Raw genomic sequence first — 25,702 nt, 5'->3', positions numbered from 1 at the left:
GGCGATGACCCCTCCGCGGCGCCGCTGGTCGTTCGGTCGAGCCCTCGACGGGTTCTTCTTCGTCTTCGCCGGTCTCGCCGCGTTCTGGCTCGCGTATCTCAGCTTCACCGAGTCGTTCTCGCTCGGATGGGCCGGCATCGCGATGGCGATCGCCTTCTGGGTGCTGCTCGCCTATCTCGTGCTGCCGCGGCTGCATCGCATCCTCACCGCCATCTACGTCCCCGACTACTTCATGGGGCGTACGCGCACGTCCGACGGGCTGTTGGGCGACCCCGTCAACCTGGCTTTCCTGGGCGAACGGGAGCAGATCGAGGACGTGCTGGGGGACGCCGGCTGGATCGCCGCCGATCCGGTCACCCTGCGCTCCTCGTGGCAGATCATCAGCTCGACCCTGCGACGGCGCAGTTATCCCCGTGCGCCGGTCAGCCCGCTGTTCCTCTTCGGGCACGTGCAGGATCTCGCGTATCAGCAGGAGGTCGCCGGATCCCCCGCGCAGCGGCACCACGTGCGCCTGTGGCGATGCCCCGACGGATGGCTCCTCCCGGGTGGACGCCGCGTCGACTGGCTGGCCGCCGGCACCTTCGATCGCGCGGTCGGCCTCTCGCTGTTCACGCTGCAGGTGACCCACCGGATCGATGCCGACACCGACATCGAGAGGGACCACATCGTGGGCAGCGTCGCCGGGGTCCGCGGGGTGGAGGTCGACGTCATCCGGGACTTCTCGACCGGATACCACTCGCGAAACGGCGGCGGAGACAGCATCACCACCGACGGCGACCTGCCCATCATCGACGTGCGAGCCGTCTCGGCGGTCGGTGGGAAGCGGACACCGTGAACGAGCAGCGGTATCCGCGCAAACGCGTGGCCTTCGAGCCGCCTCTGGATCCCACGGCGGGGGATGCCGCGATGCACCGTCCCACCGCGACCGTCGCGGGAGCGGTGCTCGTCCTCCTCCGCGCCATCGCGGGGGCCCTCTGGGCGGTGAGCGTGGCGTTCTCGCTCCCGCCGTGGCTGCAGCAGATCGCCGGCGCCGCCAGCGGCGACGCGAGCGCGTCGACCGACCCGGAGCTCGCCGCGTTCGCCGACCTCGGTATCGGCACCGCGGTCTTCCTGAGCGTCATGGGCGCCCTCTTCGTGGTGCAGGTGGTGTTCGGCATCCGGATCCTGTTCGGGGGCAACGTCTCGCGCGTGCTCGTCATGCTCATCTCGGTCGGTTCGATCAGCGCGAGTTTCGTGGGCTGGTGGGAGCTGGGGCTCGAGATCACCGTGCGCACCACGCTGCTGACGCTGAGCCTCGACATCCTCGTGCTGCTGGCCCTGTCGAGTCGCGATGCGGCGGCGTACGCGCGGCGCCCGCGCCGGAGCCGCCCCCGGGCGCACGGATCCCGCACAGGCGCGGCGCGTTAGCCTGAGAAGCGCCGCGCCCCGCGGCGGAACGGATGACGCACGTGTTCGACAGTCCTATGTCGTCCTCGGCATACGAGGTGCTCCGCGTCGCGGCCGATGTCGACGACGAGGGCCTGCGCCGCGCCTACCGGGTGCGCCTGCGCGAGACGCACCCCGACACCGGCGGCGACGCCGCCCTGTTCGTGCAGGTGCAGCGGGCATGGGAGCTCGTCGGCACGCCCGAGGCGCGCAGCGCCTACGACCGGGGCCACGGAGCGGCGACGACCGGGGACTGGGGTGGCGCGCCGACGGCATCCACGCCCTCCCGTCCCGCGGACACCCGCCCGCGCGCGCGGTCGCACGGCCAGCCGGGCGGCTGGCGGCGTGAGCGCTACCTCGACCTGATCCGCGAGTGGGTCGGGCGCGGGGTCGACATCGCCGACCCCTACGACCCGGCGCTCGTGCGCTCGGCGCCGCCGGAGATCCGCCACATCCTCGCGGACGCGCTCGCCGAAGAGGAGACCGCGCGCCTGGTGTCGGAGCTCGGCATGGGGTACACCGTGTGGCACGACGTCTTCGCCGACCGCGACGGGGTGGATCCGGAGCAGAAGATCGACCACCTCGTGCTCGGCCCGAGCGGCCTGTACGCCCTGCTCAGCGAAGACTTCGGCGGCCCGGTCGGGGTACGCCGGGGCGAGATCACCGGTCCGAACGTCATCGGGGCGCCGGTCACGGAGCTCGTCTCCCGCGCCCGCGTCATCGCGCGTTCCGCGGGGGTGCGCTTCAGCGGGGCGATCGTCGTCCTGCCCGACGACGACGTGTTCGATGCGATCACCGAGCTCGGCAAGGTGCGGGGAACCCCCGTCGCGCTGGTCACGCGCAGCGCGCTGACCACGCTGTTGCGCCGCGGCATCACGGGCGCGCGCGAGGTGGGCGGCACTGAGCTGTTCGACATCCGCACGCGTCTGCAGCAGCGGGTCCGCCACGTCTGACCGGTGGTCCGTGTCGCGGAGCGTGCCTAGGGTGGGGGCATGAGTACCGATGAGACCTCGGATGCCACGGCATCCGCCGAGATGAAGCGCAAGTTCCAAGAGGCGCTCGCGAAGAAGAACGGTCAGCAGCGGGCGGGCCAGGCGCACCTCGACGGTCATTCCGCCGTCCAGGGCACGCACGCGGCCGTGACGAAACGCGAGTTCCGTCGCAAGAGCGGCTGACCCTCCGGCGCCGCGCGAGTCGCCGGGAATCGTCGCCACCGGCCCGTCCGACGCGACAGAACGTGGCGACTCGCGCGAGCGGGGTCAGCGCAGGGGCGCCTCGAAGAACGCCCGCTCGAGGGCCATCGAGCGGTCGTAGGCCGCGGCCATCGCGGAACGGACGGCGGGGGATGCCGCTCGCGCGGCGGCATCCACGATCCCCGCCGCCTCGGCCGACGACGCCGCGAACACCTCGTCGCCGTAGGCGGTGAGCCAATCGGCGTAGGCGTGGTCGGGGCCGAATGTTCCGCGCCAGCGCGCACCGATGTCGGTGTACAGCACGAAGCAGGGGAGGATCGCCGCCACGAGCACCGCGTACGAACCCGTGCTCGACGCGGCGTGCAGGTGGTCGGTGTAGTCGAGGGTGGATGCCGCGGGCTCGAGACCCGCGGGGTCGACGTGCGAGCGGTGCAGCTCCGCCTCCTCGGCCAGGCACGACACCGACGCCGCGGCCCAGAAGCGCTGCTCGTCGACCGTGGGCGCGAGGGCCGCGGCGCGGGCGAGGACGCGCGCGTACTCGCGGAGGTAGAGCAGATCCTGGCCCAGGTACCAGGCGAACGCCGCGCGATCGAGGGTGCCGGATGCCAGGCCCCGTACGAAGGCGCAGGCGTCGACGTCGGCGCGGGTTCGGGCCGTGGCATCCCACCGCTCGGCGCTCCACGACCGGCCGAGGTCGATGTGCGGGCGCAGCTCGTGCAGGTGGTCGATCGGGCCGTTGCCGTGGCCGACGTGCAGCGCCTCGGCGTGCTCGAGCGCGCCGGTCAGCCAGCGCTTCGCGCGGGGTAGGGCGTCCGGCCACGACAGGCCGTGGGCGGCGAGGGTGGCCATGGCCGACGACAGCGAACAGCCGGTGCCGTGGGTGTGGCGGGTGTCGACGCGGGGTCCGGCGACCGGATGCACGCCCGAGCCGTCGATGATGGCATCCGGGCTCTGCTCTCCGCCGAGGTGGCCGCCCTTGAGCAGAACGGTCGCGCGGGAGCGCCCGGCGAGGAGCTGCGCCTGAGCGACGGCGGCGTCCCAGGACGCGGCGCGCGGCTGCCCCACGAGCACGGCGAGCTCGGGGAGGTTGGGGGTGACGAGGTGCGCTCGGTGGCAGAGGGCGCGTACGGCTTCTTCGGCGTCAGGGTCGAGCAGGCGGTCGCCGCTGGTGGCGACCATGACCGGGTCGAGCACGACGATCGGCGGCTGCACCTCCGCGAGCCAGCCCTCGACCGTCGCCGCGACCTCGACGGAGCCGAGCATGCCGATCTTGACCGCGTCGATCTCGACGTCGTCGCTGACCGCGCGCAGCTGCGCGTCGAGGAAGGCGGTGGGCGGCACGTGCACCTCGCGCACGCCTCGGGTGTTCTGCGCGACGAGCGCCGTGACCGCGGCCATGCCGTAGCCGCCGAAGGCGGCGATCGACTTGAGGTCGGCCTGCACGCCGGCGCCGCCCGTCGGGTCGGTGCCGGCGATGCTCAGGACGCGCGGGCTCACGCTCCCGCCTCCCACTCACCGCGGAGGTCGCGGACGACCGCGCCAGGATCGTCGGCGCCGCTCACCACCGACACGACGGCCACGCCGGCCGCCCCCGCGCCCCGCAGAGCGGCGACGTCGTCGACGCCAATCCCGCCGATCGCCACGCAGGGTACGGGTGTGGATGCTGCGAGCGCGGCGAACCCGTCGACGCCGAGCGGGCGCGGGTGGTCGGGTTTGGTGGCGGTGGCGCGGATCACCCCCACGCCGAGGTAGTCCACGGTGCCGGCGGGGAGCGCGGCGGCGGAGGCGAGATGGGCGGGCGTGTTCGCGGTCCACCCGACGAGGGCGTCGGGGCCGAGCAGCGCGCGGGCGGCGTCGACCGGCAGGTCGCTCTGCCCCAGATGGATGCCGTCGACCCGCGCCCCGCGGTCGCGGGCGGCGAGCACGACGTCGAGGCGGTCGTCGACCACGAACGCGCACCGTCCGGCGACGACGTCGGCCAGGTCGAGGGCGCGCGCGAACAGCTCGCCGCCCGTGGCGATCTTGTCGCGCAGCTGCACGACGGTCACCCCCGCGGTGACCGCAGCATCGACGATGTCGCGCAGTCGCGCGAAGGGCACGCGATGATCGGTGACGAGGTGCAGCGAGAGGTCGCGGGTCATCGTCGGACCCCCGTCTCGACGGTGTCGGCTCGTTCCGTCTCGATGCCGACCGATCGCAGGTCGGACGGCTCGAGCGCGGTCAGCTCGTCGAGGAAGGCGACGGCGAACGACCCCGGACCGCGGGAGACGGATGCCGCCCGCTCCGACGCGATCGCCCAGACCGCGCTCGCGGCGATCGCCGCATCGAACGGTGCGGTCATCGCCGAGAAGGCCGCCATCGCCGCGCCGAGGGCGCAGCCGCCGCCGGTGACCCGGGTGAGCAGGACACTGCCGCCGGCTACGCGCACTGTGCGCTCGGCATCCACGATGAGGTCGACCTCTCCCGATACGGCGACGGTCGCTCCCGTCTCCCGCGCCAGGGCTCGGGCGGCTTCGAGGGCGTCGTCGGGCGAGTCGGTCGCGTCGACGCCGCGGCCGCCCGCTCCCGATCCGGCGAGGGCGAGGATCTCGGAGGCGTTGCCGCGGATGATCGCCGGCCGTGCGGCGAGCAGCTCACGGGCGAGGGCGGTGCGGACCGGCAGAGCGCCGACGGCGACGGGGTCCAGCACCCACGGGGTTCCGGTGCCCACGGCCTCGCGGGCGGCATCCCGCTGCTCGGCGGTCGGGGTGCCGAGGTTCACCAGCACCCCGCCCGCGACGCCCGCGAACAGACCCGCCTCGCCGGGGATGTCGCACATGGCGGGGGCCGCCCCGAGGGCGAGCAGTGCGTTGGCGGTGAAGTTCGTCACCACCGCGTTCGTGATGCACTGCGTCAGCGGAGCGGCCCGACGGAGGGCCTCGAGGCTCTCAGTGGGGGCGGGCCATGCGGGGGTGGACGGAGACGACGACGTGCGAACGACCATTCGCGACATCCCTTCGCTAGTACGAACTAGATCAGGTTCGACGGGTGTGTTCTCAGCCCTGGCGGGCACCCCGTGTCACTGCGGGCGACGCTAGCACAGGGGGAGGGGCGGGGTTGTCGGGTGGGCGGCGCGGGGCGCGGTCGGTCGTGGTGGTGGTTCGCGCCGGGTGCTCGCGTGCTGACTCCCGTGGCGCGCAGGTCGCTCCCCGGTGGATGCTGTGGTGCTCGTGCCCGGGTCGCTTCCTGGCGTGTATTGCGCGGGCGGTGCGTCGCGGGTCGCTGCTCGGTGTGTGCGGCCCGGTCGTGAAGCGGGTCGCTTCCCGGTGTCTGCTGTGCTGGTGGCGCAGCGCGGTATCTGCGTGCGGGTTCTCTGGCGCTGGTGCGAGCGCGGGTTCTCCTGTGCGCTGCGGTGCGCGAGGTTCAGAACCGGGCGGAGAACCCGCCGTCGGTGTGCAGGAGCTGCCCGCTGACCCACCGGCCGGCGTCGGACAGCAGGAAGGCCGTCACGGCGGCGATGTCGCGGGGAGTGCCGAAGCGCCCGAGCGGGTGGTGCCCGGCCAGGCCGTCGCGGGTCTCGTCGTCCATCCAGCCGGTGTCGATCGGCCCCGGATTGACGACGTTGGCGGAGATGCCGCGGGGTCCGAGCTCGCGTGCGGCCGAGATGACGATGCGGTCGAGCGCGCCTTTCGAGGCGCCGTAGGGGAGATTGCCGGTGGTGTGGTCGCTGGTGAACGCGACGATCGCCCCTCCCGTGTCGTCCACCTGTCGGGCGAACGCGGCGATCATCAGGAGGGCCGCGCGCGCGTTGACGGCGATGTGGCGGTCGAAGCTTGCCGCCGTGGTGTCGAGGATGCCGGACTCGACGCCGTGCGCGTGGCTGAGGACGAGGGCGTGGATCGGCCCGCGTTCGCCCGAGACGCGCTCGACGAGCTGTGTGGGTGCTGCGGAGTCGGCGAGGTCGCACGGATAGTCGCCGGAATCGATCTCGCTGGTCACGACGTCCCACCCGTCGGCGTGCAGGCGCGGGATGATCCCGGCGGCGATGCTGTTCGCGCGCGCGGCGCCGGTGACGAGGGCGAGGGGCATGAACGCAGGCTACGCCGTCGGTGCGCCGGGCCGGGGGCGATCAGGAGGCTCGCGGGCGCGTTCGTCGAACCGGCCGACGGTGGGACGGTTGCGGGAGTGGCCGTCAGAACGGCGCGGGAGCCTCATCCGGATCGGGTGGCGCGAGGTCGTCGGGAAGGAAACGGACCGCGGGGGAATAGGGCAACGGTTCGTCGGTGTACGTGCGGCCGGTCGGCGAGGTCCACTCGAGGACTCCGCCGGGGAGTTGTCGCACCTTCCAGCGCGTGAACTGCTTCTGCGTGTGATGGCGCTGGCACAGGTGGGCGAGATTGGCGACGGCGGTGGGGCCGCCCAGAGCATGGTCGACGGTGTGGTCGACCTCGCAGCGGACGGCGGGCACGATGCAGCCGGGCCACCGGCAGTGCCGGTCACGCGCCCGGAGGTGGCGGTCGATCGCAGACGTGCGGTGATACGTGTCCGTGTGGAGCACCGCGCCGGTGACGGGGTGGGTGAGGACGCGGTCCCACGGGGTGGCTGTGGACTCCGCGAGCGTGCGGGCGGTGTACGCGTCGACGGGTCCGTGCCCGACCAAGTGAGCAGGATCGGCGTTCTCGGTGCCGGGGTCGAGGATGCTGAGTGCGGGCACCACCACCTGCACGCGAGCGCGAATGGCGCCGAGGGTTCCCGGGCCGTCATCCCCGCGGGTGGGGTCGGCCTCGGGGGCCGCCGTGAGGAGGAGATCGGCGAAGATGTCGGCGCGCAGCTGCGCGGTGGTGCGCTCGTCGGCGAGAGCGGTCGGCACGGGGTCGGTAACCGCATCGCGATGATCGATGATGGCGCGGGCCTGCTGAGTCAGTCGGTCGTGGATGCCGACGGCGAGGACCGTGGGAAGGGTGGCGATGAGATCCGACATGCCGGCGTCCCCCGTGACGACGCGTACGCCGCGGGTCTCTCGCCCGCGCGCGTGACGTTCGGTGAGGGTCGTAGGGTGAAGGCGCTCCGCCAGCACGGCCAGGCGGGAGCGGAGTCGGCCGGGGCTGAGCCCGGGTGCAAGCGCGACGGCGAGCCGGTCGAGCTCGCTGCGCGTGTCGGGCGGGATCTCCCCGCCGATGTCGGCGATGACGTGCGCGTGGGTGCGGCTGAGGAGGCCGGCCTCCCACGCGGCGAGGGTCGCGGGATAGTCGTCGACCAGGGTCATCGCGCGGGTGATCTGACGCTGGAGCGACCGATCGGAGAGGTTCTCGGCCGCGGCGAGTTCCGACGCGATCTCGCGCAGCGCCAACTCGGCCGCACGTGACGAGGCGCGCTGGCCGGCTATCACGTTGAGGGCGAGGAGCCCGGCTTCGGCGAGTGCGCGGGTGCGGGCGACGTCGGCGGCCGCCAGGCTCTTTCCCGCTCGCACGACCTCGTCGAGCACCGCGGACAGGGATCGTGCCTGCCCGTCCGGGGTCGACGGGGAGGTGTCATCGTGCATGTGTGCATGCTATCGGTGACCTCCGACATTACCCCAGGTCAAGAGGCTCTTCTGTGGATAGATCGCCCGAGCGCTGGGTTGGGGAGGAGGGTCGCTGCCCGCCTTCCTCGGGCGTCTTTCGCAACGCAGCCCGGACGGACCGCCCACCGAACGCCCCTCCAGCGTCGATACCGCTCCTCAGGCGTCCGGCGACGGCTCCGTCGCCCACCGAGCGCCGCCCGGCTGCGCGACCGCCGACCACCCCATCGCCGCGCCGAAACCCCGCGCCCTCACCCCTCGCCGAGGGCCGCCCGCACCAGAGCCACCGCGTCCGTCGGCAGGACGCCCAGACTCCGGACCGTATCGGCGTACGTCTTCGCCGCCTGAGCGGCGCGCGACGCCGCCGCGTCGCCGCCGCGGACGATCGTGCCGGCGCGACCGCGGGTCTCGACGTACCCGGCCTCCTCGAGCTCGCGGTACGCCCGGGCGACGGTATTGGCGGCGAGGCCCAGCTCGGCGGCGAGGGTGCGGACCGGCGGCAGGCGCGTCCCCGCGACGAGGGAACCGTCATCGATCGCGGCGATCACCTGCGCCCGCACCTGTTCGTACGGCGGGGTGGGCGATTCGGCATCCAGGGAGAACTGCATGGGTCAGTCGTTCACCCCGAACAGGTCGAGCGGATGGGTCAAACGCCACCACGGGCTCGGCGGCTCGATCTCCGCCGCGAGTCGCACGTCGACGGTGGACGCGTCGACCGGCCCGGTCGCGGTGAAGGCCCCGACCGTCTCGCCCTCGTCGCGTGCTTCGCCGAGATCGAAGCGCGTGGAGGTCTGCGCGCTGGCGCCGTTCCACAGCACCACGGTCGCGTCGTCGGCGGTGACCAGATCGATGTCGTCGCTCCAGAGCGTCTCGACCTTGCCGACGACGGTTCCCGCGGTCACGGACGGGCTCGGCTGCAGCTCCTCCTCGAGGCGCGTGAAGAGGTCGCGAGTGGCCTGGTTGCGCGTGTCGGGTCCGGGCTGGCCGAGCACCGCCGCGTAAGCCCGGACCGTCGTCCCGGCGACCGTGATGTCTTTCGCGGTCAGCAGGTTCCACGCATCGAGGGTGCCGGTCTTGACCCCCACCACGCCGGGATCCCCCAGGAGCGCATTGCCGTTCTTCAAGGTGCCCGCACCCGGCAGGGTCAACTCCGGGGTGCGCACGATCTCCGCGATCACGGGGTTGGCCAGGGCCCGTTCGGCGAGCGCGATGAGGGCCGCGGGCGTCGCGGTGTTCCCCGCTTCGATGCCCGTGGGATTGACGATCGTGATGCCGTCGATGCCCCGCTCGGTGAGGTAGGTGTTCGCGGCGGCCGAGAACGCGGCATCCGTACCGAAGAGATCGGATGCCAGGCGCTGGGCGTAGTTGTTCGCCGAGGCGATCAGCATGCCCTGCAGCATCTGCAGCTGCGTGAGGCTTCCGTCGACGGGCACGTCGAGGGAGGATTCGCCGCGGGCGCGGTACTGCCAGTAGTCGGCGCTGTCGGCCTGGGTGAAGGCGTACGTCTTGCCCTGCTCGCCGGGTGCGAGGGGCAGGCGGTCGAGCACCACGAGCGCGGTGACCACCTTCGTGATGCTCGCGATCGACTCGGGCGCGCTCGCCGCCGATGACAGGGTGCCGGGCACGCCGTCGATCGCGATCGCCGCCTCTCCGTCGGCGGGCCACGCCGGTTGCGCCGCGGGCGCCGCCGCGGGCTCGACCGCGACCGCGCGGGTCGTGGGCTGCACGGCGTTCAGCGGCCACAGCAGGGTCGTGGCGACGTACGCGGCGAGCATGAGCACGAGCAGCACCGGGGGCACGACCGTGGCGGGCCGGAGTCGTCGGCGACGCGCGCCGGAGAGCAGATCGGCCTGTCGACTCGTCGCGCCCGACACGACGAAGGTCGGCGACGGACGCGGCGCCGACGCCTCGCCCGGATCGACCCACGACAGGGCTCCGAGCAGGACGGGGGCGTCAGCGGACGTCGGAGCAGCAGCCGTCGGCGCAGGGTCGGGCATGGTCGCCGGCGCGTCCGGCGCCGGGTCGGCTCCCGGGGCTGCCGGCGCCGGGTCGGCTCCCGGAACGGACGGCGCCGGTGCGGGTTCCGAGGCGGTCGCGGCGTCAGCGCTCGCCGGGGCGTCCGTGACGTCGGCGCCCGCCGGGCTTTCGGCATCCGTCGGGCTCTCGAGCGACGACTCGGCCGGGTCGCGCTGCGCGCGCCTCGCGGCCGGGGTCTGCTCGTGCACCCGCCCACGCTACCCCGGCCGCCTGTCTATACTCTTCAGCACAACCACGGGAGTCCGGTGAGCCGGGCTGAGAGGAAGCGAATCCACGCTTCGACCGTCGAACCTGATCCGGATCATGCCGGCGCAGGGAGGAGATCACATGCACACGTCCACGTCTGCCCGCACGGCCCCCGCTTCGGCCGCGTTCGCCGGGAACCGCTTCCGCTGGCGCGTCGTCGACATCGTCGTCGCCGCCGTCCTGGGCGTCGCGATCGGCCTGGTCTTCTGGGGCTGGAACACCGTCGGCGGGATCTGGTTCGGAGCCATGGATGCCGTGACCCCCGGCCTCGGCGGGATCGCCGTGGGCATCTGGCTCCTCGGCGGCGTGGTCGGTGGTCTCATCATCCGCAAGCCCGGTGCCGCGCTGCTCGTCGAGCTGATCGCGGCGATCGTCTCGGCCCTCATCGGCAACGTCTGGGGCATCACCACGATCTTCTCGGGTCTCGCGCAGGGCCTCGGCGCGGAGCTGATCTTCCTCGCCTTCCTCTACCTGCGCTTCACGCTCCCGGTCGCGATGCTCGCCGGCGCCGGCGCGGGGATCGGCGCGTGGGTGCTGGAGCTGTTCCTGACGCCGAACATCGTCAAGTCGCTCGAGTTCAACCTCATCTACCTCGGCACGCTCGTCGTCTCGGGCGCCGTGCTGGCGGGCGTGGTGGGCTGGTTCCTCGTGCGCGCGCTCGCCGCCACGGGCGCCCTGAGCCGATTCGCCGCGGGGCGGGAAGCACGCCGCGACGTCTGATGGCGCATCCCGCACGCGTCGACGTCGAGGGATGGGGCTGGCGCTACGCCGGTCGCCGGCTGCCCGCGACGCGCGGGGTCGACCTGCGCATCGAACCGGGGGAGCGGGTGCTGCTGCTCGGCGCCTCGGGCGCCGGCAAGTCGACCCTCCTCGCCGGCCTCGCGGGGCTCCTCGGCGGCAGCGACGAGGGTGAGGCGACCGGTCGCATCGTCGTCGACGGACAGGCGCCCGAGGCCCAGCGCGGCCGCATCGGCCTCGTCCTGCAGGACCCCGAGTCGGGCATCGTCCTGTCGAAGGTCGGTGACGACGTTGCCTTCGGCTGCGAGAACCTGGGTGTGCCCGCGGCCGAGATCCGGGCGCGGGTCGCCGAGGCCGTGGCATCCGTCGGGCTCGCCGTTCCCCTCGACCGCCCGACCAAGGCGCTCTCGGGCGGGCAGAAGCAGCGCCTCGCCCTGGCCGGCGTGCTCGCGATGCGCCCGGGGTTGCTGCTGCTCGACGAGCCCACGGCCAACCTCGATCCGGTGGGCGTCGCCGAGGTGCGCACCGCCGTCGAGCGGGTGGTCGAGAACGAGGGGACGACCCTCGTGCTCATCGAGCACCGCACCGCCGTGTGGGCGGACCTCATGACGCGCGTGGTGGTGCTCGCCCCGGGCGGCGGCGTGCTGGCCGACGGCCCGCCCGACCGCGTCTTCGCCGAGCACGGCGATGCCCTCGCCGCCGCGGGGGTGTGGGTGCCGGGGCGCCCGGTCGACCTCCCCGTCCTGCCGCCGGTCGATCGGAGGGATGCCGTGCTCTCGGCCCGCGGACTGTCGATCGGGCGCGAGAGGCGCGCCGTCGTGGCATCCGGGCTCGAGGTCGGGATCCCCGCCGGCGCGGGCACCGTGGTCACGGGACCGAACGGCGTCGGAAAATCGACGCTCGCCCTCACCCTCGCGGGACTGCTGCCGGAACTCGCCGGGGAAGTGATCGCGGCGCCCTCGCTCGCCGTGCGCGGGATCTCCCGGCCGTCCCGGTGGCGGTCCACCGAGCTGCTGACGCGCATCGGCACGGTCTTCCAGGAACCGGAGCACCAGTTCCTCGCCTCGACCCTGCGCGACGAGCTCGCCGTCGCCCCGCGGGCTCTCAAGCGGTCGGCGGCCGAGGTGGATGCGATCGTCGACGAACTGCTCGAGCGGTTGGATCTGGCATCCCTCGCCCTGGCGAACCCCTTCACGCTGTCAGGCGGACAGAAGCGCCGCCTGTCGGTGGCGACCGTGCTCGCGGCGTCTCCCGAGGTCATCGTGCTCGACGAGCCGACGTTCGGCCAGGACCGCCGGGGGTGGACCGAGCTCGTCGCGCTGCTGCAGCGGGAAATTTCGCGGGGACGCACGGTCGTCGCCGTCACCCACGACGCCGACGTGGTGCGCCACCTCGGTCAGCATCGGATCGTCCTGGGGGATGCCGCATGAGCCGCGCCGCGGAGACGGTGCCGGTGCGGGAGCGGTCCGCGTGGCTCGACGGGGTGAACCCGGTCGCCAAGGTGCTCGTCGCGCTGGTGCTGGCCGTGCCGCTGCTGGTCACCCTCGACGCGGTGAGCGCGAGTACCGCCCTCGTGCTCGAACTGCTGTGCGTACCGCTGACCGGACTGTCGTACGCGGTGGTGTTCCGGCGGCTCGTGCCCGTGCTGGTGTTCGCCCCCGTCGTGGCGATCAGCATGCTCCTCTACGCCCGCCCCGAGGGGACCGTCTACGGCACCTTCCTCTTCGCCACGGTGAGCGACGGGTCGATCGCCCTCAGCGTCGCGGTGCTGCTGCGCGTGATCGTGCTGGCGCTGCCGATGATCCTGCTCTTCGCCCGCACCGACCCCACGGAACTCGCCGACGCGCTCGCACAGGTGGCGAAACTGCCGAGTCGCTTCGTGCTCGGCGTGCTCGCGGGAGCGCGCACGGTGGGGCTGTTCGTCGACGACTGGCGAACGATGGCCCTCGCCCGTCGCGCGCGCGGCGTGGGCGATCGCGGCGCGCTGCGGCGGTTCTTCTCGATGGCCTTCGTGCTGCTGGTGTTCGCGGTGCGCCGCGGAACGAAGCTCGCCACGGCGATGGAGGCCCGGGGATTCGGCGCCGACGTCGAGCGCACGTGGGCGCGGCCCTCGACCCTCTCGGCCCGGGATGCCGTCGCCGTCGGCGGAGCGGTCCTGCTCGTGGCCGTGGCGCTCGGCGCGGCGGTGGCGGCGGGGGCGTTCCGGATCGTGGGGACGTAAAAATAAGAAACTTATAAAAGTCTGGCGCGAGGCGGGACGAGCCGCCATGCTGGAGCCCTCGACGAAGAGAGGGGCTCCGCCCATGAAACGAACGCGAACGCTCGGTGCCATCGGATTGGCGGTGGCCGCGGTCTGCGCGGCCGCGGTCTCCCAGCCGCCCACCCCCGCGGAGGCCTTCCAGCCCTCCACGCGGGCGAGCGTCATCCAGTACTTGCACTCCGTCACCGGGAACGCCGTCGTCTCCGGCCAGCACAACAAGGAACCCGCGTCGCAGCCGGCGCAGTACACGCAGCAGGTGAAGGACATCACCGGGCAGTATCCCGGGCTCTGGGGAGGCGACCTGTTCTTCTCCGCGACCGATGCCGCCAACCGCCAGAGGGTCGTCGACCAGGCCAAGACCGAATGGCGCAACGGCTCCCTCGTGACGCTCGCCTGGCACGCCTGCCCGCCGACCGGCCCGAGCACCTGCGCTTTCGACGGCGGTGTGAAGAGCACGATCTCGGACGCGCAGTTCCAGCAGGTCATCACGGGCGGAACAGCTTTGAACGCCACGTGGCGCCAGCGCATGGCCGAGGTCGTTCCCTATCTCCGGCAGCTGCGGGATGCCGGGGTGCCCGTGCTGTTCCGCCCCTTCCACGAGATGAACGAGACGTGGAACTGGTGGGGTGGGCGCCCGGGCGTGAACGGCAGCGCGAAGATCTTCCAACAGATGAAGGACTATTTCGACGCACAGGGACTCACGAACCTGATCTGGGTGTGGAACGTCCAGGACAACCCCAATGCGAACTGGGCGAGCTACTACCCCGGGTCCTCGTACGTCGACGTGGTGTCGCTCGACGTCTGGTACAAAAGCTTCCCGAGCTCGAGCGACTACGCGCAGATGCAGAACATCGCGGGCGGGAAGCCCATCGCGATCGCCGAGATGGGCAAGGCGCCGACGGCGAGTCTGCTCACTTCGCAGACGCGCTGGTCGTACTTCATGATCTGGTCGGAGCAGTTGCGTCAGAACAACACGAACGCCGAGATCCAGGCGGCGTACTTCCACCCCCGGGTGCTCAATCAGGGCGAACTCGGGCTGCCCTGAGGCGCGTTCACGGCCCGGCGAAGGTCAGCGCCGGGCCGTGGCCGGGGGTCAGCTGCCCCTGGAGGGTCAGGGCCGCCGCGCCGATGGCGGCGGAGTCGGTGGGATTGATCGACAGATCCACGACGGTCGGATGGGCTTTCCGCGCGAACGCGCGCCCCAGGGCGGCGCGCACCTCGCGCACGTAGATCGAGCCGGCCGTGGCGATGCCCGGCCCCGACAGGACGATCTCATCGAGGTCGAAGAGATTCGTCAGGCTCAGGGCGGCACCGGCGACGGCGCGTGCACTCTCGGTCACCAGAGCTGCCGCTGCCGGATGCTCCTCGAGGGCGGCGCGAGAGAGCAGCTCCCAGTTCTGGGCCACGGTCGCCCGCGGGTCGAGATCGAGCGAGCGGGCTGCCGCAGCATCCGCCAGGGCGAGAGCCACCGCGACTCGGGGGGCCGCGACGACCTCGAGACACCCGTTATTGCCGCAGAAGCACTCCGGGCCCCGCGAATCGACGGTGATGTGTCCCAGCTCGGCGGCATTCGAACTGGCTCCGCGGAAGAGTGCACCGTCGCTCACGACGCCGGCGCCGATGCCCGACCCGATGTAGATGCACGCGAAGGTGCGATAGCGCGAGACCCCGCGGCTCCAGAACTCGCCGAGCGCGGCCGCGCTGGCGTCGTTGTCCACGAGTACCGGCATCTGCAGGGCGGTCTCGAATTCCGCCCGGAGCGACACGTCGCGCCAATGCGGGAGGGTGGGTGCCTCGATGGTGGTGCCAGGCCCGGATCGCATCGGGCCCGGGAGCACGACGGCGACGCCCGCGACGCTCGTGGCCGGGATGTCGGCGGCCGACATGAACCGGTGCAGCGCCTGGGACAGTCGCGTGATCACGTCGGCGGGGTCGTCGGTCCCCGCGCCGGGGAGGCGCTCACGGGCCACCACGCCGCCGTTGGTGTCGGTGGCCACGAGGGTGACCGATTCGAAGCCGAGCTGCATGCCGACCCCGTGGCGCGCCCGCCGGTTGATGTCGAGGAGGCGGCGCGGCTTGCCGCCGGTCGACGGCACGGTTCCCGCTTCGACGATGACCTCGTCGTCGAGGAGCTTGCGGACGATGAACGAGATGGCGGGCTGCGTCAGTCCCGTCGCCGTCGTCAACTCCGTGCGGCTGATCGGCCCGGCCGAGCGGATGAGGTCGACGACGAGCGCCCGGCTGCCGGGGGACTCCGGGGTCGCCTGCGGCCGTGCCATCGTCTCGCCTCCCGCGGCGCTGGGTAGATTACGCAGGGCCTGGATGAACCCCGAGAGGATCGTACCCGTGACGCACTTGCGACCCCCCATCGGCATCGCGCTCGTGCGCGACGCCGAGATCCTCGGCGCGGAGCCGTACTTCCACGACCTCATCGTCGGGATCGAGGAGGTGACCCTTCCGGAGGGGTATCCGGTGCTGCTGCGCGTGCTCGCCACCCGCGCGGAGGAAGAGCGGCTGTACCGGGCGTGGGCCGGATCGTCCGACGTGACGGGCGTCCTGCTCGTCGACATCGATGAGGATGACACGCGTCCGGCGCTCGTGATCGATCTCGGGCTGCCCGCGGTCGTGGTGGGACCGCCGGTCGCAGAGGAGCTCATGACCGTCTGGACCGACGACGACGCCGCGATGGGCCTGGCCGCGCGCTACCTCGTAGAGCAGGGGCATGCCGAGATCCTGCACGTCGGGGGGCCGACCCATATTCGTCACTCCCTCTCGCGGCGCCGCGCGTTCGAGCAGAGCTGCGCGGAGGGGGACGTCGTCGCCCGCACAGCGACGGGGGACTACTCCCGCGCCTCGGGGCGGGCCGCGACGGCCGCCGCTCTCGCCGCGCACCCCGGCATCACCGCCGCGGTCTACGACAGCGACCTCATGGCGCTCGGGGGTCTGGATGCGGCTGCGGCCGCCTGCATCGAAGTGCCCGACGGGCTCGCGATCGTCGCCTGGGACGACTCCACGCAGGCGCAGTTGTCGACCCCGCCGCTGAGCGCCATCGCGCGCGACACGCGCGCCGTCGGTCGTCTCATCGGGCGGGCGATGCTTGACGTCGTGGCGGGGGCACCTGTCGATGTGCGCCACGCGGCCGACGCCGCCCTGCGGGTCCGACGGAGCTCCAGCCGTGACGAAGCCGTTACATAAATTATTTATCTAACCTCTTGACCTGCTCCGACTCCTCGCGGATGCTGGGTTCATCGCCGCACGGCGAAACCCCGTCCGCCGGTCGAAGGAGCCTGGTCGTTGATCCATTCCCGTACCCCCGTCCGCGGTGTCGTCGCCGCGGGACTCGGCGCCGCTGTGATCGCCGCGTCGCTGTGGGCCGCCCCCGCCGTCTCGGCTGAGCCGACGGCGTCCGCCCTTCCCCTCGTGTCGCAGAACACGTCGTTCGTGGAGCGTGACGGCTCCCGACTGACGCTCGACGGTGAGACGTTCCGCGCGAGCGGGACCAACATCTACTGGCTCGGACTCGACGAGAACGTCGGCGGCGTGGACTACCCCACGTACTTCCGCATCAAGGACGCGCTCGACACCGCGCACCGGATGGGCGTCAACGTCGTGCGCTCGCACATGATGACCTCGACCGGCCAGGACGACGCCAACCCGCTCGCGATCATGCCGCGTTTCGGTGAATACAACGACGCCGCATTCCAGACGATCGACTTCGCCGTCGCGTACGCCGGGAGCCTCGGAATCCGCCTCATCCTGCCGCTCACCGACGAGTGGAGCTACTACCACGGCGGGCACCGCGATTTCACGACGCCGCTGGGGTTGGAATCCGATGATTTCTACACCGCGCCCGAGGCGGTTGCCGCCTACCAGCAGTACGTCGACGTCATCCTCTCGCGCACGAACGCGCTGACCGGCGTGAAGTACGTCGCCGATCCCACCGTGCTCGCCTGGGAGCTCGGCAACGAGCTCGAGGGCATGACGCTCGACTGGATCAATGCGCAGGTGGACTACATCTCGGAGCGCGCGCCTCAGCAGCTGGTCGCCGCCGGTCGCCGCTTCGACATCGACCCCGACACCCTCGCCGCGCCCGACCTCGACATCGTCGACGTGCACTACTACCCGCCCACGGTCGACAAGGTGACGGCGGACGCCGCGTCCGTCGCCGCCGCAGGCAAGGTCTACATCGCCGGCGAGTACGCCTCGACGGCCGCGTCGAGCGAACTGCTGGACGCCGCAGCCGCGGACGACAACGTCACGGGCATGTTCTTCTGGTCGCTGTTCGGCAACAACGACCGGGGCGGTCTCGTCCCCCACGACGACGGTTTCACCTTGCACTACCCGGGCGACACCGACCGCATGCGTCAGTCCGTCCAGGCGATCGGCGCGTACAGCCGTGACCTCGGCCTGACCGCGGGGGACGGTGCTCCCGACGCGCCGCTCATCGTCTCGATCGAGCAGACCAACGCCATCAACCGGATCGCCTGGCGCGGGTCGGCCGGCGCGCAGGCGTACCGCGTGCAACGCAACGTCGACGGAGGCGGCTGGAGCGACCTGACGGCCGAGCCGGTCGGGGCCGCGGGCTCGCCGGTGACCGATCTCGACTCGCCGCCGTCCGCCGCGTACCGCGTCGTGGCGGAGTCCGCGCAGGGCGACGTCACCGCGTCGGAGGCAGTGCGCGCCGAGGGGGCGACGGTGACCGTCGACCCTCTGTCGGACTGGCGCCTCACGGCGGACCACAGCGGCGCCGACCTGATCGCTCCCGAGGGGGCGCGGGCGGTCGAGGAGACCGCGACGGCGACGTGGCGTGCCGCGGGTGTGCGCACGGCCGTCTTCCGGCTCAGCGAGGCGGACGGTGTCGAGGTCGGTATGAGCCTCGACGGGTCGACCTGGACCCCGGCGACGACCACGACGCGCCCCGTGGACGGAGCGACCGAGGTCGTGGCATCCGATCTGTCGGGTGAGTACGTCCGCGTGTCGTGGGCGCGGGGCGCGGTGCTGGAACGGGCGACCGTGACGAACGAAGCGCCGCGCGTCGCCCTCTTCGATCCGATGGACGACTTCAGCCGCACGACCGCGCACAGCGGCAGCCTGTCGTTCGACACCAGCAATCCGGGGTCGTTCTCGGGCGACTCCTCGCGCCTGAAGCGCGACGCGGCCGACGGCGACGAATCGGTGACCTGGGCCTACGACGACATCTCGGGGGTCGACCTCGTCGCCTACTACTGGCCCGACCAGCCGGTGATCCCCCTGACTCTGTCGGGCTCGACCGACGGCCGGCAATGGCGCACGCTCCAGCCGACCGTCGAGGGCGGTGGCGGCAATTGGAAGCGCTACGTCTACCGGCTGCGCGACCTCCGGGACGTGAACCAGCTCCGCGTCTCGTGGGAGGGCGCGACCGGCGAGGTGTGGACCCCGCAGCTGTCGCAGGTGTCGCTCTTCTCCTCGAACGCGCCCGAGCTCGGTGCGCCCGGCGCCGTCGTCGCGCAGGCCCCCGCCGACGGCACGACCGACGTGCGTGCGACGCCCACGTTCCACTGGCTGCCGGCACAGGATGCCGCCTACTACCGCTTCACTCTCGCGACCGACCCCGACCTGGAGACCATCGTCGCGGCCGAGACCGGGCTGACGGGCTCGTCGTTCCGGCCCGCCATCGATCTGGATGCCGAGACGACCTACTATTGGCGCGTCGAGGCGGTGAACGGCCTGGGGATGTCGTCCTCGCCGACCTGGAGTTTCACCTCGGCGGCGCGCCCGACGAGCGACCTCGTCGTCGACGACTTCGAGTCCTACGCCGATGACGCCGCGTTGTCGACGGCCTGGGTGCGCAACACCGGCGGCGGAGAGGTCGTCCCCTCGCTCGTGGCGCAGGACGGCGACCATGCGGGACGGTTCACCTTCGACCTGGGCTCACCGGGGTACGCGGGAGTCGTGCGGACCCTGTCGGAGCCGGTCAGCTGGTTCGGCTACGCGGGAGTCGGGCTCACCCTCGACGCCCCCGTCGGGACGACGGCCACCGTGCAGTTCGTCGCATCCGGAGGGTACTGGGAGGCGCAGGTGCCGATCGAGGAAGCCGGAGCGCACCGAGTCGAGGTGCCCTTCGACCGCTTCGCTCCGCCGGCGTGGGCGGGGGAGTCTCGCCTCGACCTGTCATCGGTCACACAGCTCGCGCTCTACGTGGCGGACACCGCGCAGGGCGACCTGACCGTCGATGACATCGTCGCCCTCGCCCCCGCCGTCGAGCCCGCTCCGGAGCCCGAGCCGACGCCCGGTCCGGACTCGTCTCCCGGCGCCACCGCCGCCCCTGATCCGACATCGGCCCCGGCCGAGTCGCCGACCCCCGGCATCCCGGCCGACCCCGACGCCTCCGGTCCGCTCGCGAACACGGGCGCAGCCGCCCCCGTCGGCCTCGCTCTCCTGGGAGGCCTGCTCCTGCTCGCCGGTGCCCTCGGCGTCATTCATCGCCGTCGGCGCACACGTTCCTGAACCACACACCCCCGGTGCGGCGGCGACGTCGCCGCCGCACCACCCCGAAGGAGAACCCATGAAAAGGCATGTCATCACCGTCGCGGGCCTGGCCACCGTGGCCGCCCTCGCCCTGTCCGGCTGCTCGGGCGGTGGCGGATCCGCCAGCAGCGACGGGGACCCGTCCGGCGAGATCACCGTGCTCACCAACCGCACGGACATCGTCGACACCGTCCTGAAGGACTACGTCACCGAGTTCCAGAAGACGTACCCGGATGTGCAGGTGAAGTTCGAAGCGCTGACCGACTACGAGGGCGATGTCCGCATCCGCCTCAACTCGCGGGACTACGGCGATGTGCTGCTCATCCCGACGTCGAACGTCACGCGGGACCAGTACCCGCAGTTCTTCGAGCCGCTGGGCGACGAGCAGGAGCTGTCGCAGACCTACCGGTTCACGAACGACGGCGCCTACGACGGCACCGTGTACGGCCTGTCGACGTTCGGATCCGCCATGGGTTACGTCTTCAATCGCGATGTGTGGACCGCGGCCGGCATCACGACGCCGCCGGCGACGGAGGAGGAATACCTCGCCGACCTGCAGAAGATCAAGGACACGGGCGTCACGCCGTACTACACGAACTACAAGGACGGTTGGCCCCTGTCGTCTCTCGCCGGCAACATCGGCGGCGTCACGGGCGCGTCCGCGCTGAACGACATGACCACCGACGGCGCGCCGTGGACCTCGGGGACGGACATCGCCGAGATCGACGGGCTCCTCTACGACACCGTCGCCGCCGGGCTGAGCGAGGCCGACCCGACGACCACGAACTGGGAGGAGTCGAAGACCCTCCTCGCGAACGGGCAGATCGGCTCGATGGTTCTCGGCTCGTGGGCGGTGTCGCAGATGCAGGATGCCGCGGAAGCCGCCGGCAAGCCGCGTGACACCATCGGCTTCTGGCCGATGCCGTGGCAGACGGACGGTCAGTTCACCTCGGTCACAGCCACCGACAAGCTGCTCGCCGTGAGCAAGTTCTCGGAGAACAAGCCCGCGGCCAAGGCCTGGGTCGACTGGTTCGAGAAGGAGTCCGGCTTCGCCGAGAGCCAGGGAGCGATCAGCCCGCTGAAGGCCGACGACGCCCCGGCGACGCTTTCGGACTTCACCGAGCTGGGAGTGCAGTACATCGAGCTCGACCCGCGTCCCCAGGGGCAGGAGAGCCTGATCACCGACATCGCCAACGCGGCGGAGATCACCCTTTTCGGAGAGAAGTACCGGCAGGAGCTCATCGACACCGCCCGCGGTGCGCGTGACGGCGACAAGCAGTCGTTCTTCGCCGATCTCAACTCGCGCTGGGGCCAGGCGGTCGCCGACACCCAGTGACGCCCTGATGCGGGGCGGACACCCGAGTCCGCCCCGCATCCTCCCCTGACGGAAAGGAGTGCGAGATGGCCATCGCCGAAGGCACCCCCCTCGAAACCCTCCCCGCCCGCCGACGCCTGCGTCGAGCGGGCCCCCGGCGGTCCGCCGCGCGCGGCTGGCAGATCACGCCATGGCTGTTCCTCCTCGTTCCCCTCGGATTTCTGGTCCTGTTCACCTACGTACCCGTGGCGAACTCGTTCTGGTACAGCGTTACCGACTGGGACGGGCTCGACCCGCAGCAGACCTTCGTCGGTCTGGACAACTACGTCCAGATCTTCACGCGCCCCGAGTACTTCCAGGTGTTCGCGGTGAGCCTCTTCTATCTGGTCGGCGCGATCGCCCAGCTGGGGCTGGCGCTGCTGTTCGCCGTGCTGCTCAGCTTCCGCACTCGCTTCAAGAATCTCTTCAAGGGCGTCATCTTCTTCCCGTACCTCATCAACGGGGTCGCGATCGGTCTGATGTTCCTGTTCTTCTTCCGACCCGGCGGAACGCTCGACAGCGTGCTCGCGGCGTTCGGCGTCGCCGACCCGCCGCAGTGGCTCGGTGACCCCTCGATCGTCAACGTGTCGCTCGCGGCCACGTCGGTGTGGCGATACATGGGGTTGAACTTCGTGCTCTTCCTCGGTGCCATCCAGTCAGTGCCCGCGGAACAGTACGAGGCGGCCGACCTCGACGGCGCGAACTCGTGGCAGAAGTTCCGCTTCATCATCCTCCCCAGCATCCGTCGCATCCTGGGTCTGTCGCTCATCCTCGCGGTGTCGGGTGCCCTCTCGGCCTTCGAGATGCCGTACATCATGACCGGCGGAGCGAACGGATCCGAGACGTTCGTCATCCAGACCGTCGACACGGCTTTCCGCTACGCCCAGGTGGGGCTGGCCTCCGCCATGGCTGTCGTCCTGCTCGTCATCGTGCTGCTCATCACCGCGGTGCAGCGACGGTTCTTCCCCGACGAGAAAGCGAGCGTGCAATGACCGGCACCCTCATCCCCGCTCCGACACCGACGCGGCCCTCGGCGGCCCGGCCGGAGCGACCACGCCGGCATCGCGCCGATCTCGGCTGGATAGCGACGGTGCTGAAATACGCCGCGCTCGTGGTCGCGTGCCTGTTCGCCCTGCTGCCGATCGTCACGATCTTCGCGCTCGCGTTCAAGACGCCGGAGGAATACCGCACGACGGGTCCACTCGATCCGCCCGGGAACTGGCTCAACCTCGACAACTTCGTCATCGCCTTCACACAGGGCGGCATGCTGACCGGCTTCGTGAACACCGCGATCATCCTCGTGGTCTCGATCACGGGCACGATCTTCATCGGCACGATGACGGCCTACGCCGTGGACCGGTTCCGCTTCCGCGGACGGGCCCTCGTGACCGGGGTGTTCCTGCTCGCCACCCTCGTGCCGTCGATCACGACCCAGGTCGCCACCTTCCAGGTGATCAGTGCCCTCGATCTCTTCAACACCCGATGGGCGGCGATCGTGCTGTTCACCGGGACCGACATCATCGCGATCTACATCTTCCTGCAGTTCATGCAGAACATTCCGGTCGCCCTCGACGAGGCGGCGATGATCGATGGCGCCAACCGCTTCACCGTCTACTGGCGCATCATCCTGCCGCTGCTCAAGCCCGCCATCGCGACGGTGGTGATCATCAAGGGCATCGCCGTCTACAACGAGTTCTACATCCCGTTCCTCTACATGCCGTCGAGGGACCTCGGGGTGATCTCGACCTCGCTCTTCCGCTTCATGGGCCCCTTCGGCTCGCAGTGGGAGGTCATCGCCGCCGGCACGATCCTCGTCATCATCCCCACCCTCGTCGCCTTCCTCTTCCTACAGCGATTCATCTACAACGGACTCACCTCTGGAGCCACCAAATGACCGACGTCACCACCGCACGCCCCGCCGCCGCCCGCACCGTCGCTCTCCCCGAGGTGTGGAGCCTGCGCGCGCTCGACGGTCCGGTCCCCGCCGGCATCGCCGGGCGGACGGTTCCCGCCGTCGTCCCCGGCCTCGTCCACGTCGCGCTGCTGGAGGCGGGGCTGATCCTCGACCCCTACCTCGATCGCAACGAGACCACGGTGACGTGGATCGGTCAGAGCGTCTGGGAGTACGCGACCCGCTTCGAACACGCACCCGATGGTCACGACCGTCACGACCTCGTCTTCGAGGGACTCGATACCTTCGCCGACGTGGCCCTGAACGGGCGAAGCCTCGGCCGCACCCGCAATCAGCACCGCACGTACCGCTTCTCCATCGACGACGCTCTCCGCGAGGGCGAGAACGAGCTGGTGGTGACGTTCGCCTCGCCGGTGGCCGAGGCCGATCGGGCAAGTCTTGCTATCGGCTATCGCCCGCACACCTACTTCCATCCGTTCAACGCCATTCGCAAGGCCGCCTGCAACTTCGGCTGGGATTGGGGATTGGATGCCGCGTCGTCAGGGATCTGGAAGCCCGCGCGCATCGAGGCGTGGTCGGGGGCGCGGCTCGCTGCGACGCGACCGGTGGTCACGGTCGACGGCTCCGACGGCGTCGTCGCGGTTCACGTCGAGATCGAGCGCGCCGACGACGCGGACTACGGCGTCTCGATCTCCCTCGCCGACGGCCGCGAGGCGCGGATCGACCTCGCGGCGCACGAATCCACGGGTGTCGTCGAGCTGCGTGTCGCCGATGTCGCCCTGTGGTGGCCGCGCGGGTTCGGCGAGCAGCCGCTCTACGACCTCGCTGTGTCGTTGGTGCGTGACGGCGACGTCTTGGCGGAGCGCACGCATCGGATCGGCTTCCGCACGATCGACGTCGAACTCGATCGCGACGAGGAGGGCACCTCGTTCCGCTTCGTCGTCAACGGCGAGCCGGTGTGGATCCGCGGGGCGAACTGGATCCCCGACGACGCGTTCGTGACGCGGGTGACCCGCGAGCGTCTCTCGCACCGCCTCGATCAGGCGGAGTTCGCCAACATGAACCTGCTGCGCATCTGGGGCGGCGGCTACTACGAGTCGGACGACTTCTACGACCTCTGCGACGAGCGCGGCATCCTCGTCTGGCAGGACTTCCTCTTCGCGTGCGCGAGCTACGCCGAGGAAGAGCCGTTGTGGTCGGAGGTGGAAGCCGAAGCCCGCGACAACATCACGCGCATCATGCCGCACCCCAGCCTGGCGCTGTGGAACGGCAACAACGAGAACGTCTGGGGCTATGAGGAGTGGGGCTGGGCGAAGCGTCTGCAGGGGCGCACGTGGGGTCTCGGTTACTACCTCGACCTGCTCCCGCGGCTTGTCGCCGAGCTCGACCCCTCGCGGTCGTACACGCCGGCGAGCCCCTGGTCGGGAGACCCGGAGATCTTCGCGAACGACCCCCGGCACGGCTCCGTCCACCTGTGGGAGCACTGGAACCGCGTCGATTATCCGACCTACCGCGACGTGCACGCGCGCTTCGTCGCCGAGTTCGGATGGCAGGGACCGGCGACGTGGTCGACGATCACCCGGGCGATCTCCGACTCACCGCTCACGCCCGAGTCCCCCGGCATGTTCCACCACCAGAAGGCGATGGACGGCAACGACAAGCTCACCGACGGCCTCGTCGCCCATCTCCCCCTTCCCGACGACACCGAGGACTGGCACTGGGCCATGTCGCTGAACCAGGCTCTGGCGGTGACGGTTGGCATCGAACACATGCGCTCCGAGTCCCCGCGCTGCATGGGGTCGGTCGTGTGGCAGCTCAACGACTGCTGGCCGGTGACCTCGTGGGCGGCCGTCGACGGTTATGGGCGCGCCAAGCCGCTGCTCTACGCGCTGAAGCACGTGTACGCCGACCGGCTACTCACCATCCAACCCCGGGAGGGCGGACTCGCGGCCGTGGCGATCAACGACGCCCCCGCGAGCTGGACGGGACCCCTTGCTGCACGCCGACTGTCGTTCGACGGGACGGTGCTGGCCGAAGCGCAGCTCACGGCCGACATCGACGCCCGCGGTGCGCACACCTTCCCGCTCCCCGACGCGCTGGCCACGCCCGCCGAGGCGGCGAGCGAGTTGATCGTGGTGGAGTCGGAGGGCGTGCGCGGCTTCTGGTTCTTCGCCGAGCACCGCGACTCCACCCTCGCCCGTGCCGAGCTCACCACGAGCGCTCGTCGCGTGGCATCCGGGGTCGAAGTGAAGGTCGAGGCCGGGAACCTCGTGCGCGACCTCGCGCTGCTGGTCGACAAGGTCGATCCGGATGCCGTCGTCGACGACATGCTCGTCACGTTGCTGCCGGGCGAATCCGTGACCTTCCAGGTGCGCAGCGAGACGGAGGGAGATCCGGAGCGCTTCTGCGCCCCCGACGTCCTGCGCACGTCGAACCAGCTCGTCGCCGACTGGAACTGATCGCTCACGGGGAGGGGAATCCCCCCTCCCCG

At 71.1% G+C, this 25,702-nt stretch carries 22 protein-coding genes and 2 riboswitches; of the genes, 14 read left to right on the top strand and 8 right to left on the bottom strand.

What is annotated here, in order from left to right; all coding sequences use genetic code 11:
• Positions 1–4: 4 nt before the first annotated feature.
• From ACFZA2_RS05655 to ACFZA2_RS05640, 4 genes are read left to right on the top strand one after another with little or no spacing between them, the layout of a single operon-like run.
• Entirely contained in the window at positions 5–835 is an 831-nt protein-coding gene (locus ACFZA2_RS05655) for an LssY C-terminal domain-containing protein (RefSeq protein ID WP_391401825.1), read from the top strand.
• Positions 832–1,407, top strand: a complete 576-nt coding sequence (locus tag ACFZA2_RS05650) for a hypothetical protein (RefSeq protein ID WP_391401822.1) — start codon at positions 832–834, stop codon at positions 1,405–1,407. The genes ACFZA2_RS05655 and ACFZA2_RS05650 overlap by 4 nt, the downstream gene beginning before the upstream one ends.
• Positions 1,408–1,448: 41 nt before the next feature.
• Positions 1,449–2,378, top strand: coding sequence for a DnaJ domain-containing protein (locus ACFZA2_RS05645; RefSeq protein WP_391401819.1), 930 nt, complete (start codon positions 1,449–1,451; stop codon positions 2,376–2,378).
• A 39-nt stretch (positions 2,379–2,417) separates the two neighbouring features.
• Positions 2,418–2,600: a DUF5302 domain-containing protein gene (locus tag ACFZA2_RS05640; protein ID WP_391401815.1), complete on the top strand. Its 183-nt coding sequence runs from the start codon at positions 2,418–2,420 to the stop codon at positions 2,598–2,600.
• Between the two features lie 84 nt (positions 2,601–2,684).
• Here the strand turns inward: ACFZA2_RS05640 and thiD are convergent, their stop codons facing one another.
• The 7 genes from thiD to ACFZA2_RS05605 all read right to left on the bottom strand — a co-directional run bounded on the left by thiD (position 2,685) and on the right by ACFZA2_RS05605 (position 10,382).
• Positions 2,685–4,115, bottom strand: coding sequence for a bifunctional hydroxymethylpyrimidine kinase/phosphomethylpyrimidine kinase (gene thiD / locus ACFZA2_RS05635; protein WP_391401812.1), 1,431 nt, complete (start codon positions 4,113–4,115; stop codon positions 2,685–2,687).
• Complete coding sequence (gene thiE, locus ACFZA2_RS05630; protein WP_391401809.1) at positions 4,112–4,759, bottom strand: thiamine phosphate synthase; 648 nt, start codon at positions 4,757–4,759, stop codon at positions 4,112–4,114. The genes thiD and thiE overlap by 4 nt, the downstream gene beginning before the upstream one ends.
• On the bottom strand, positions 4,756–5,601 hold the full coding sequence (gene thiM / locus ACFZA2_RS05625) for a hydroxyethylthiazole kinase (RefSeq protein WP_391401806.1): 846 nt from the start codon (positions 5,599–5,601) through the stop codon (positions 4,756–4,758). The genes thiE and thiM overlap by 4 nt, the downstream gene beginning before the upstream one ends.
• Positions 5,593–5,684: riboswitch (TPP riboswitch) on the bottom strand. It overlaps the preceding gene by 9 nt.
• A 336-nt stretch (positions 5,685–6,020) precedes the next feature.
• A complete protein-coding gene (locus ACFZA2_RS05620; protein ID WP_391401803.1) occupies positions 6,021–6,686 on the bottom strand; it encodes an SDR family oxidoreductase in 666 nt (221 codons plus the stop codon).
• Positions 6,687–6,789: 103 nt separating this feature from the next.
• On the bottom strand, positions 6,790–8,139 hold the full coding sequence (locus ACFZA2_RS05615; RefSeq protein WP_391401800.1) for a DUF222 domain-containing protein: 1,350 nt from the start codon (positions 8,137–8,139) through the stop codon (positions 6,790–6,792).
• A gap of 269 nt (positions 8,140–8,408) precedes the next feature.
• Positions 8,409–8,765 (bottom strand): GntR family transcriptional regulator, encoded by a 357-nt coding sequence (locus ACFZA2_RS05610; protein WP_391401797.1) that lies wholly within the window; start codon positions 8,763–8,765, stop codon positions 8,409–8,411.
• A 3-nt stretch (positions 8,766–8,768) separates the two neighbouring features.
• The gene (locus tag ACFZA2_RS05605; protein ID WP_391401794.1) at positions 8,769–10,382 is read right to left on the bottom strand and encodes a D-alanyl-D-alanine carboxypeptidase family protein; all 1,614 of its coding nucleotides are present in this window, start codon (positions 10,380–10,382) and stop codon (positions 8,769–8,771) included.
• Positions 10,383–10,418: 36 nt separating this feature from the next.
• A riboswitch (TPP riboswitch) is annotated at positions 10,419–10,529 on the top strand.
• Here ACFZA2_RS05605 and ACFZA2_RS05600 point away from each other — a divergent pair.
• The 4 genes from ACFZA2_RS05600 to ACFZA2_RS05585 all read left to right on the top strand — a co-directional run bounded on the left by ACFZA2_RS05600 (position 10,522) and on the right by ACFZA2_RS05585 (position 14,483).
• On the top strand, positions 10,522–11,160 hold the full coding sequence (locus ACFZA2_RS05600) for an ECF transporter S component (protein ID WP_315994349.1): 639 nt from the start codon (positions 10,522–10,524) through the stop codon (positions 11,158–11,160). It overlaps the preceding riboswitch by 8 nt.
• Complete coding sequence (locus ACFZA2_RS05595; RefSeq protein ID WP_391401790.1) at positions 11,160–12,608, top strand: ABC transporter ATP-binding protein; 1,449 nt, start codon at positions 11,160–11,162, stop codon at positions 12,606–12,608. The genes ACFZA2_RS05600 and ACFZA2_RS05595 overlap by 1 nt, the downstream gene beginning before the upstream one ends.
• Positions 12,605–13,399 (top strand): energy-coupling factor transporter transmembrane component T family protein, encoded by a 795-nt coding sequence (locus tag ACFZA2_RS05590; protein WP_391401787.1) that lies wholly within the window; start codon positions 12,605–12,607, stop codon positions 13,397–13,399. Before ACFZA2_RS05595 ends, ACFZA2_RS05590 begins: the two co-directional genes overlap by 4 nt.
• Before the next feature lie 82 nt (positions 13,400–13,481).
• Positions 13,482–14,483 carry a glycoside hydrolase family 26 protein gene (locus ACFZA2_RS05585; protein WP_391401784.1) on the top strand — a complete coding sequence of 334 codons (1,002 nt, stop codon included), beginning with the start codon at positions 13,482–13,484 and terminating at the stop codon, positions 14,481–14,483.
• A 7-nt stretch (positions 14,484–14,490) separates the two neighbouring features.
• Here the strand turns inward: ACFZA2_RS05585 and ACFZA2_RS05580 are convergent, their stop codons facing one another.
• The gene (locus ACFZA2_RS05580) at positions 14,491–15,717 is read right to left on the bottom strand and encodes an ROK family protein (RefSeq protein WP_391401781.1); all 1,227 of its coding nucleotides are present in this window, start codon (positions 15,715–15,717) and stop codon (positions 14,491–14,493) included.
• A 67-nt stretch (positions 15,718–15,784) separates the two neighbouring features.
• On the opposite strand from ACFZA2_RS05580, the gene ACFZA2_RS05575 reads away from it, so the two are divergent.
• The 6 genes from ACFZA2_RS05575 to ACFZA2_RS05550 all read left to right on the top strand — a co-directional run bounded on the left by ACFZA2_RS05575 (position 15,785) and on the right by ACFZA2_RS05550 (position 25,670).
• Entirely contained in the window at positions 15,785–16,633 is an 849-nt protein-coding gene (locus tag ACFZA2_RS05575) for a LacI family DNA-binding transcriptional regulator (protein ID WP_391401777.1), read from the top strand.
• Between the two features lie 99 nt (positions 16,634–16,732).
• Positions 16,733–19,924: a cellulase family glycosylhydrolase gene (locus tag ACFZA2_RS05570; protein ID WP_391401769.1), complete on the top strand. Its 3,192-nt coding sequence runs from the start codon at positions 16,733–16,735 to the stop codon at positions 19,922–19,924.
• Between the two features lie 58 nt (positions 19,925–19,982).
• Positions 19,983–21,281, top strand: coding sequence for an ABC transporter substrate-binding protein (locus tag ACFZA2_RS05565; protein WP_391401766.1), 1,299 nt, complete (start codon positions 19,983–19,985; stop codon positions 21,279–21,281).
• 65 nt (positions 21,282–21,346) lie between these two features.
• Complete coding sequence (locus ACFZA2_RS05560) at positions 21,347–22,291, top strand: carbohydrate ABC transporter permease (protein ID WP_391401763.1); 945 nt, start codon at positions 21,347–21,349, stop codon at positions 22,289–22,291.
• On the top strand, positions 22,288–23,193 hold the full coding sequence (locus tag ACFZA2_RS05555; RefSeq protein ID WP_391401760.1) for a carbohydrate ABC transporter permease: 906 nt from the start codon (positions 22,288–22,290) through the stop codon (positions 23,191–23,193). Before ACFZA2_RS05560 ends, ACFZA2_RS05555 begins: the two co-directional genes overlap by 4 nt.
• Entirely contained in the window at positions 23,190–25,670 is a 2,481-nt protein-coding gene (locus ACFZA2_RS05550; protein ID WP_391401757.1) for a glycoside hydrolase family 2 TIM barrel-domain containing protein, read from the top strand. The genes ACFZA2_RS05555 and ACFZA2_RS05550 overlap by 4 nt, the downstream gene beginning before the upstream one ends.
• Positions 25,671–25,702: the final 32 nt, after the last annotated feature.

The sequence above is a fragment of the Microbacterium sp. NPDC007973 genome, assembly GCF_042958465.1.
Lineage (GTDB): Bacteria > Actinomycetota > Actinomycetes > Actinomycetales > Microbacteriaceae > Microbacterium > Microbacterium galbum.
Note: the sequence above shows the minus strand (reverse complement) of the source record. Positions and strands in the feature narration are given on the sequence as shown.

Bases quoted from the DNA above. Each gene is read 5' to 3' on its own strand.
- ACFZA2_RS05600 (WP_315994349.1), top strand. From the start codon at position 10,522: ATGCACACGTCCACGTCTGCCCGCACGGCCCCCGCTTCGGCCGCGTTC.
- ACFZA2_RS05615 (WP_391401800.1), bottom strand. From the start codon at position 8,139: ATGCACGATGACACCTCCCCGTCGACCCCGGACGGGCAGGCACGATCC.
- ACFZA2_RS05655 (WP_391401825.1), top strand. From the start codon at position 5: ATGACCCCTCCGCGGCGCCGCTGGTCGTTCGGTCGAGCCCTCGACGGG.
- ACFZA2_RS05595 (WP_391401790.1), top strand. From the start codon at position 11,160: ATGGCGCATCCCGCACGCGTCGACGTCGAGGGATGGGGCTGGCGCTAC.
- ACFZA2_RS05585 (WP_391401784.1), top strand. From the start codon at position 13,482: ATGAAACGAACGCGAACGCTCGGTGCCATCGGATTGGCGGTGGCCGCG.
- ACFZA2_RS05610 (WP_391401797.1), bottom strand. From the start codon at position 8,765: ATGCAGTTCTCCCTGGATGCCGAATCGCCCACCCCGCCGTACGAACAG.
- ACFZA2_RS05590 (WP_391401787.1), top strand. From the start codon at position 12,605: ATGAGCCGCGCCGCGGAGACGGTGCCGGTGCGGGAGCGGTCCGCGTGG.
- thiM (WP_391401806.1), bottom strand. From the start codon at position 5,601: ATGGTCGTTCGCACGTCGTCGTCTCCGTCCACCCCCGCATGGCCCGCC.
- ACFZA2_RS05565 (WP_391401766.1), top strand. From the start codon at position 19,983: ATGAAAAGGCATGTCATCACCGTCGCGGGCCTGGCCACCGTGGCCGCC.
- thiE (WP_391401809.1), bottom strand. From the start codon at position 4,759: ATGACCCGCGACCTCTCGCTGCACCTCGTCACCGATCATCGCGTGCCC.
- ACFZA2_RS05555 (WP_391401760.1), top strand. From the start codon at position 22,288: ATGACCGGCACCCTCATCCCCGCTCCGACACCGACGCGGCCCTCGGCG.
- ACFZA2_RS05580 (WP_391401781.1), bottom strand. From the start codon at position 15,717: ATGGCACGGCCGCAGGCGACCCCGGAGTCCCCCGGCAGCCGGGCGCTC.
- ACFZA2_RS05550 (WP_391401757.1), top strand. From the start codon at position 23,190: ATGACCGACGTCACCACCGCACGCCCCGCCGCCGCCCGCACCGTCGCT.
- ACFZA2_RS05640 (WP_391401815.1), top strand. From the start codon at position 2,418: ATGAGTACCGATGAGACCTCGGATGCCACGGCATCCGCCGAGATGAAG.
- ACFZA2_RS05560 (WP_391401763.1), top strand. From the start codon at position 21,347: ATGGCCATCGCCGAAGGCACCCCCCTCGAAACCCTCCCCGCCCGCCGA.
- ACFZA2_RS05620 (WP_391401803.1), bottom strand. From the start codon at position 6,686: ATGCCCCTCGCCCTCGTCACCGGCGCCGCGCGCGCGAACAGCATCGCC.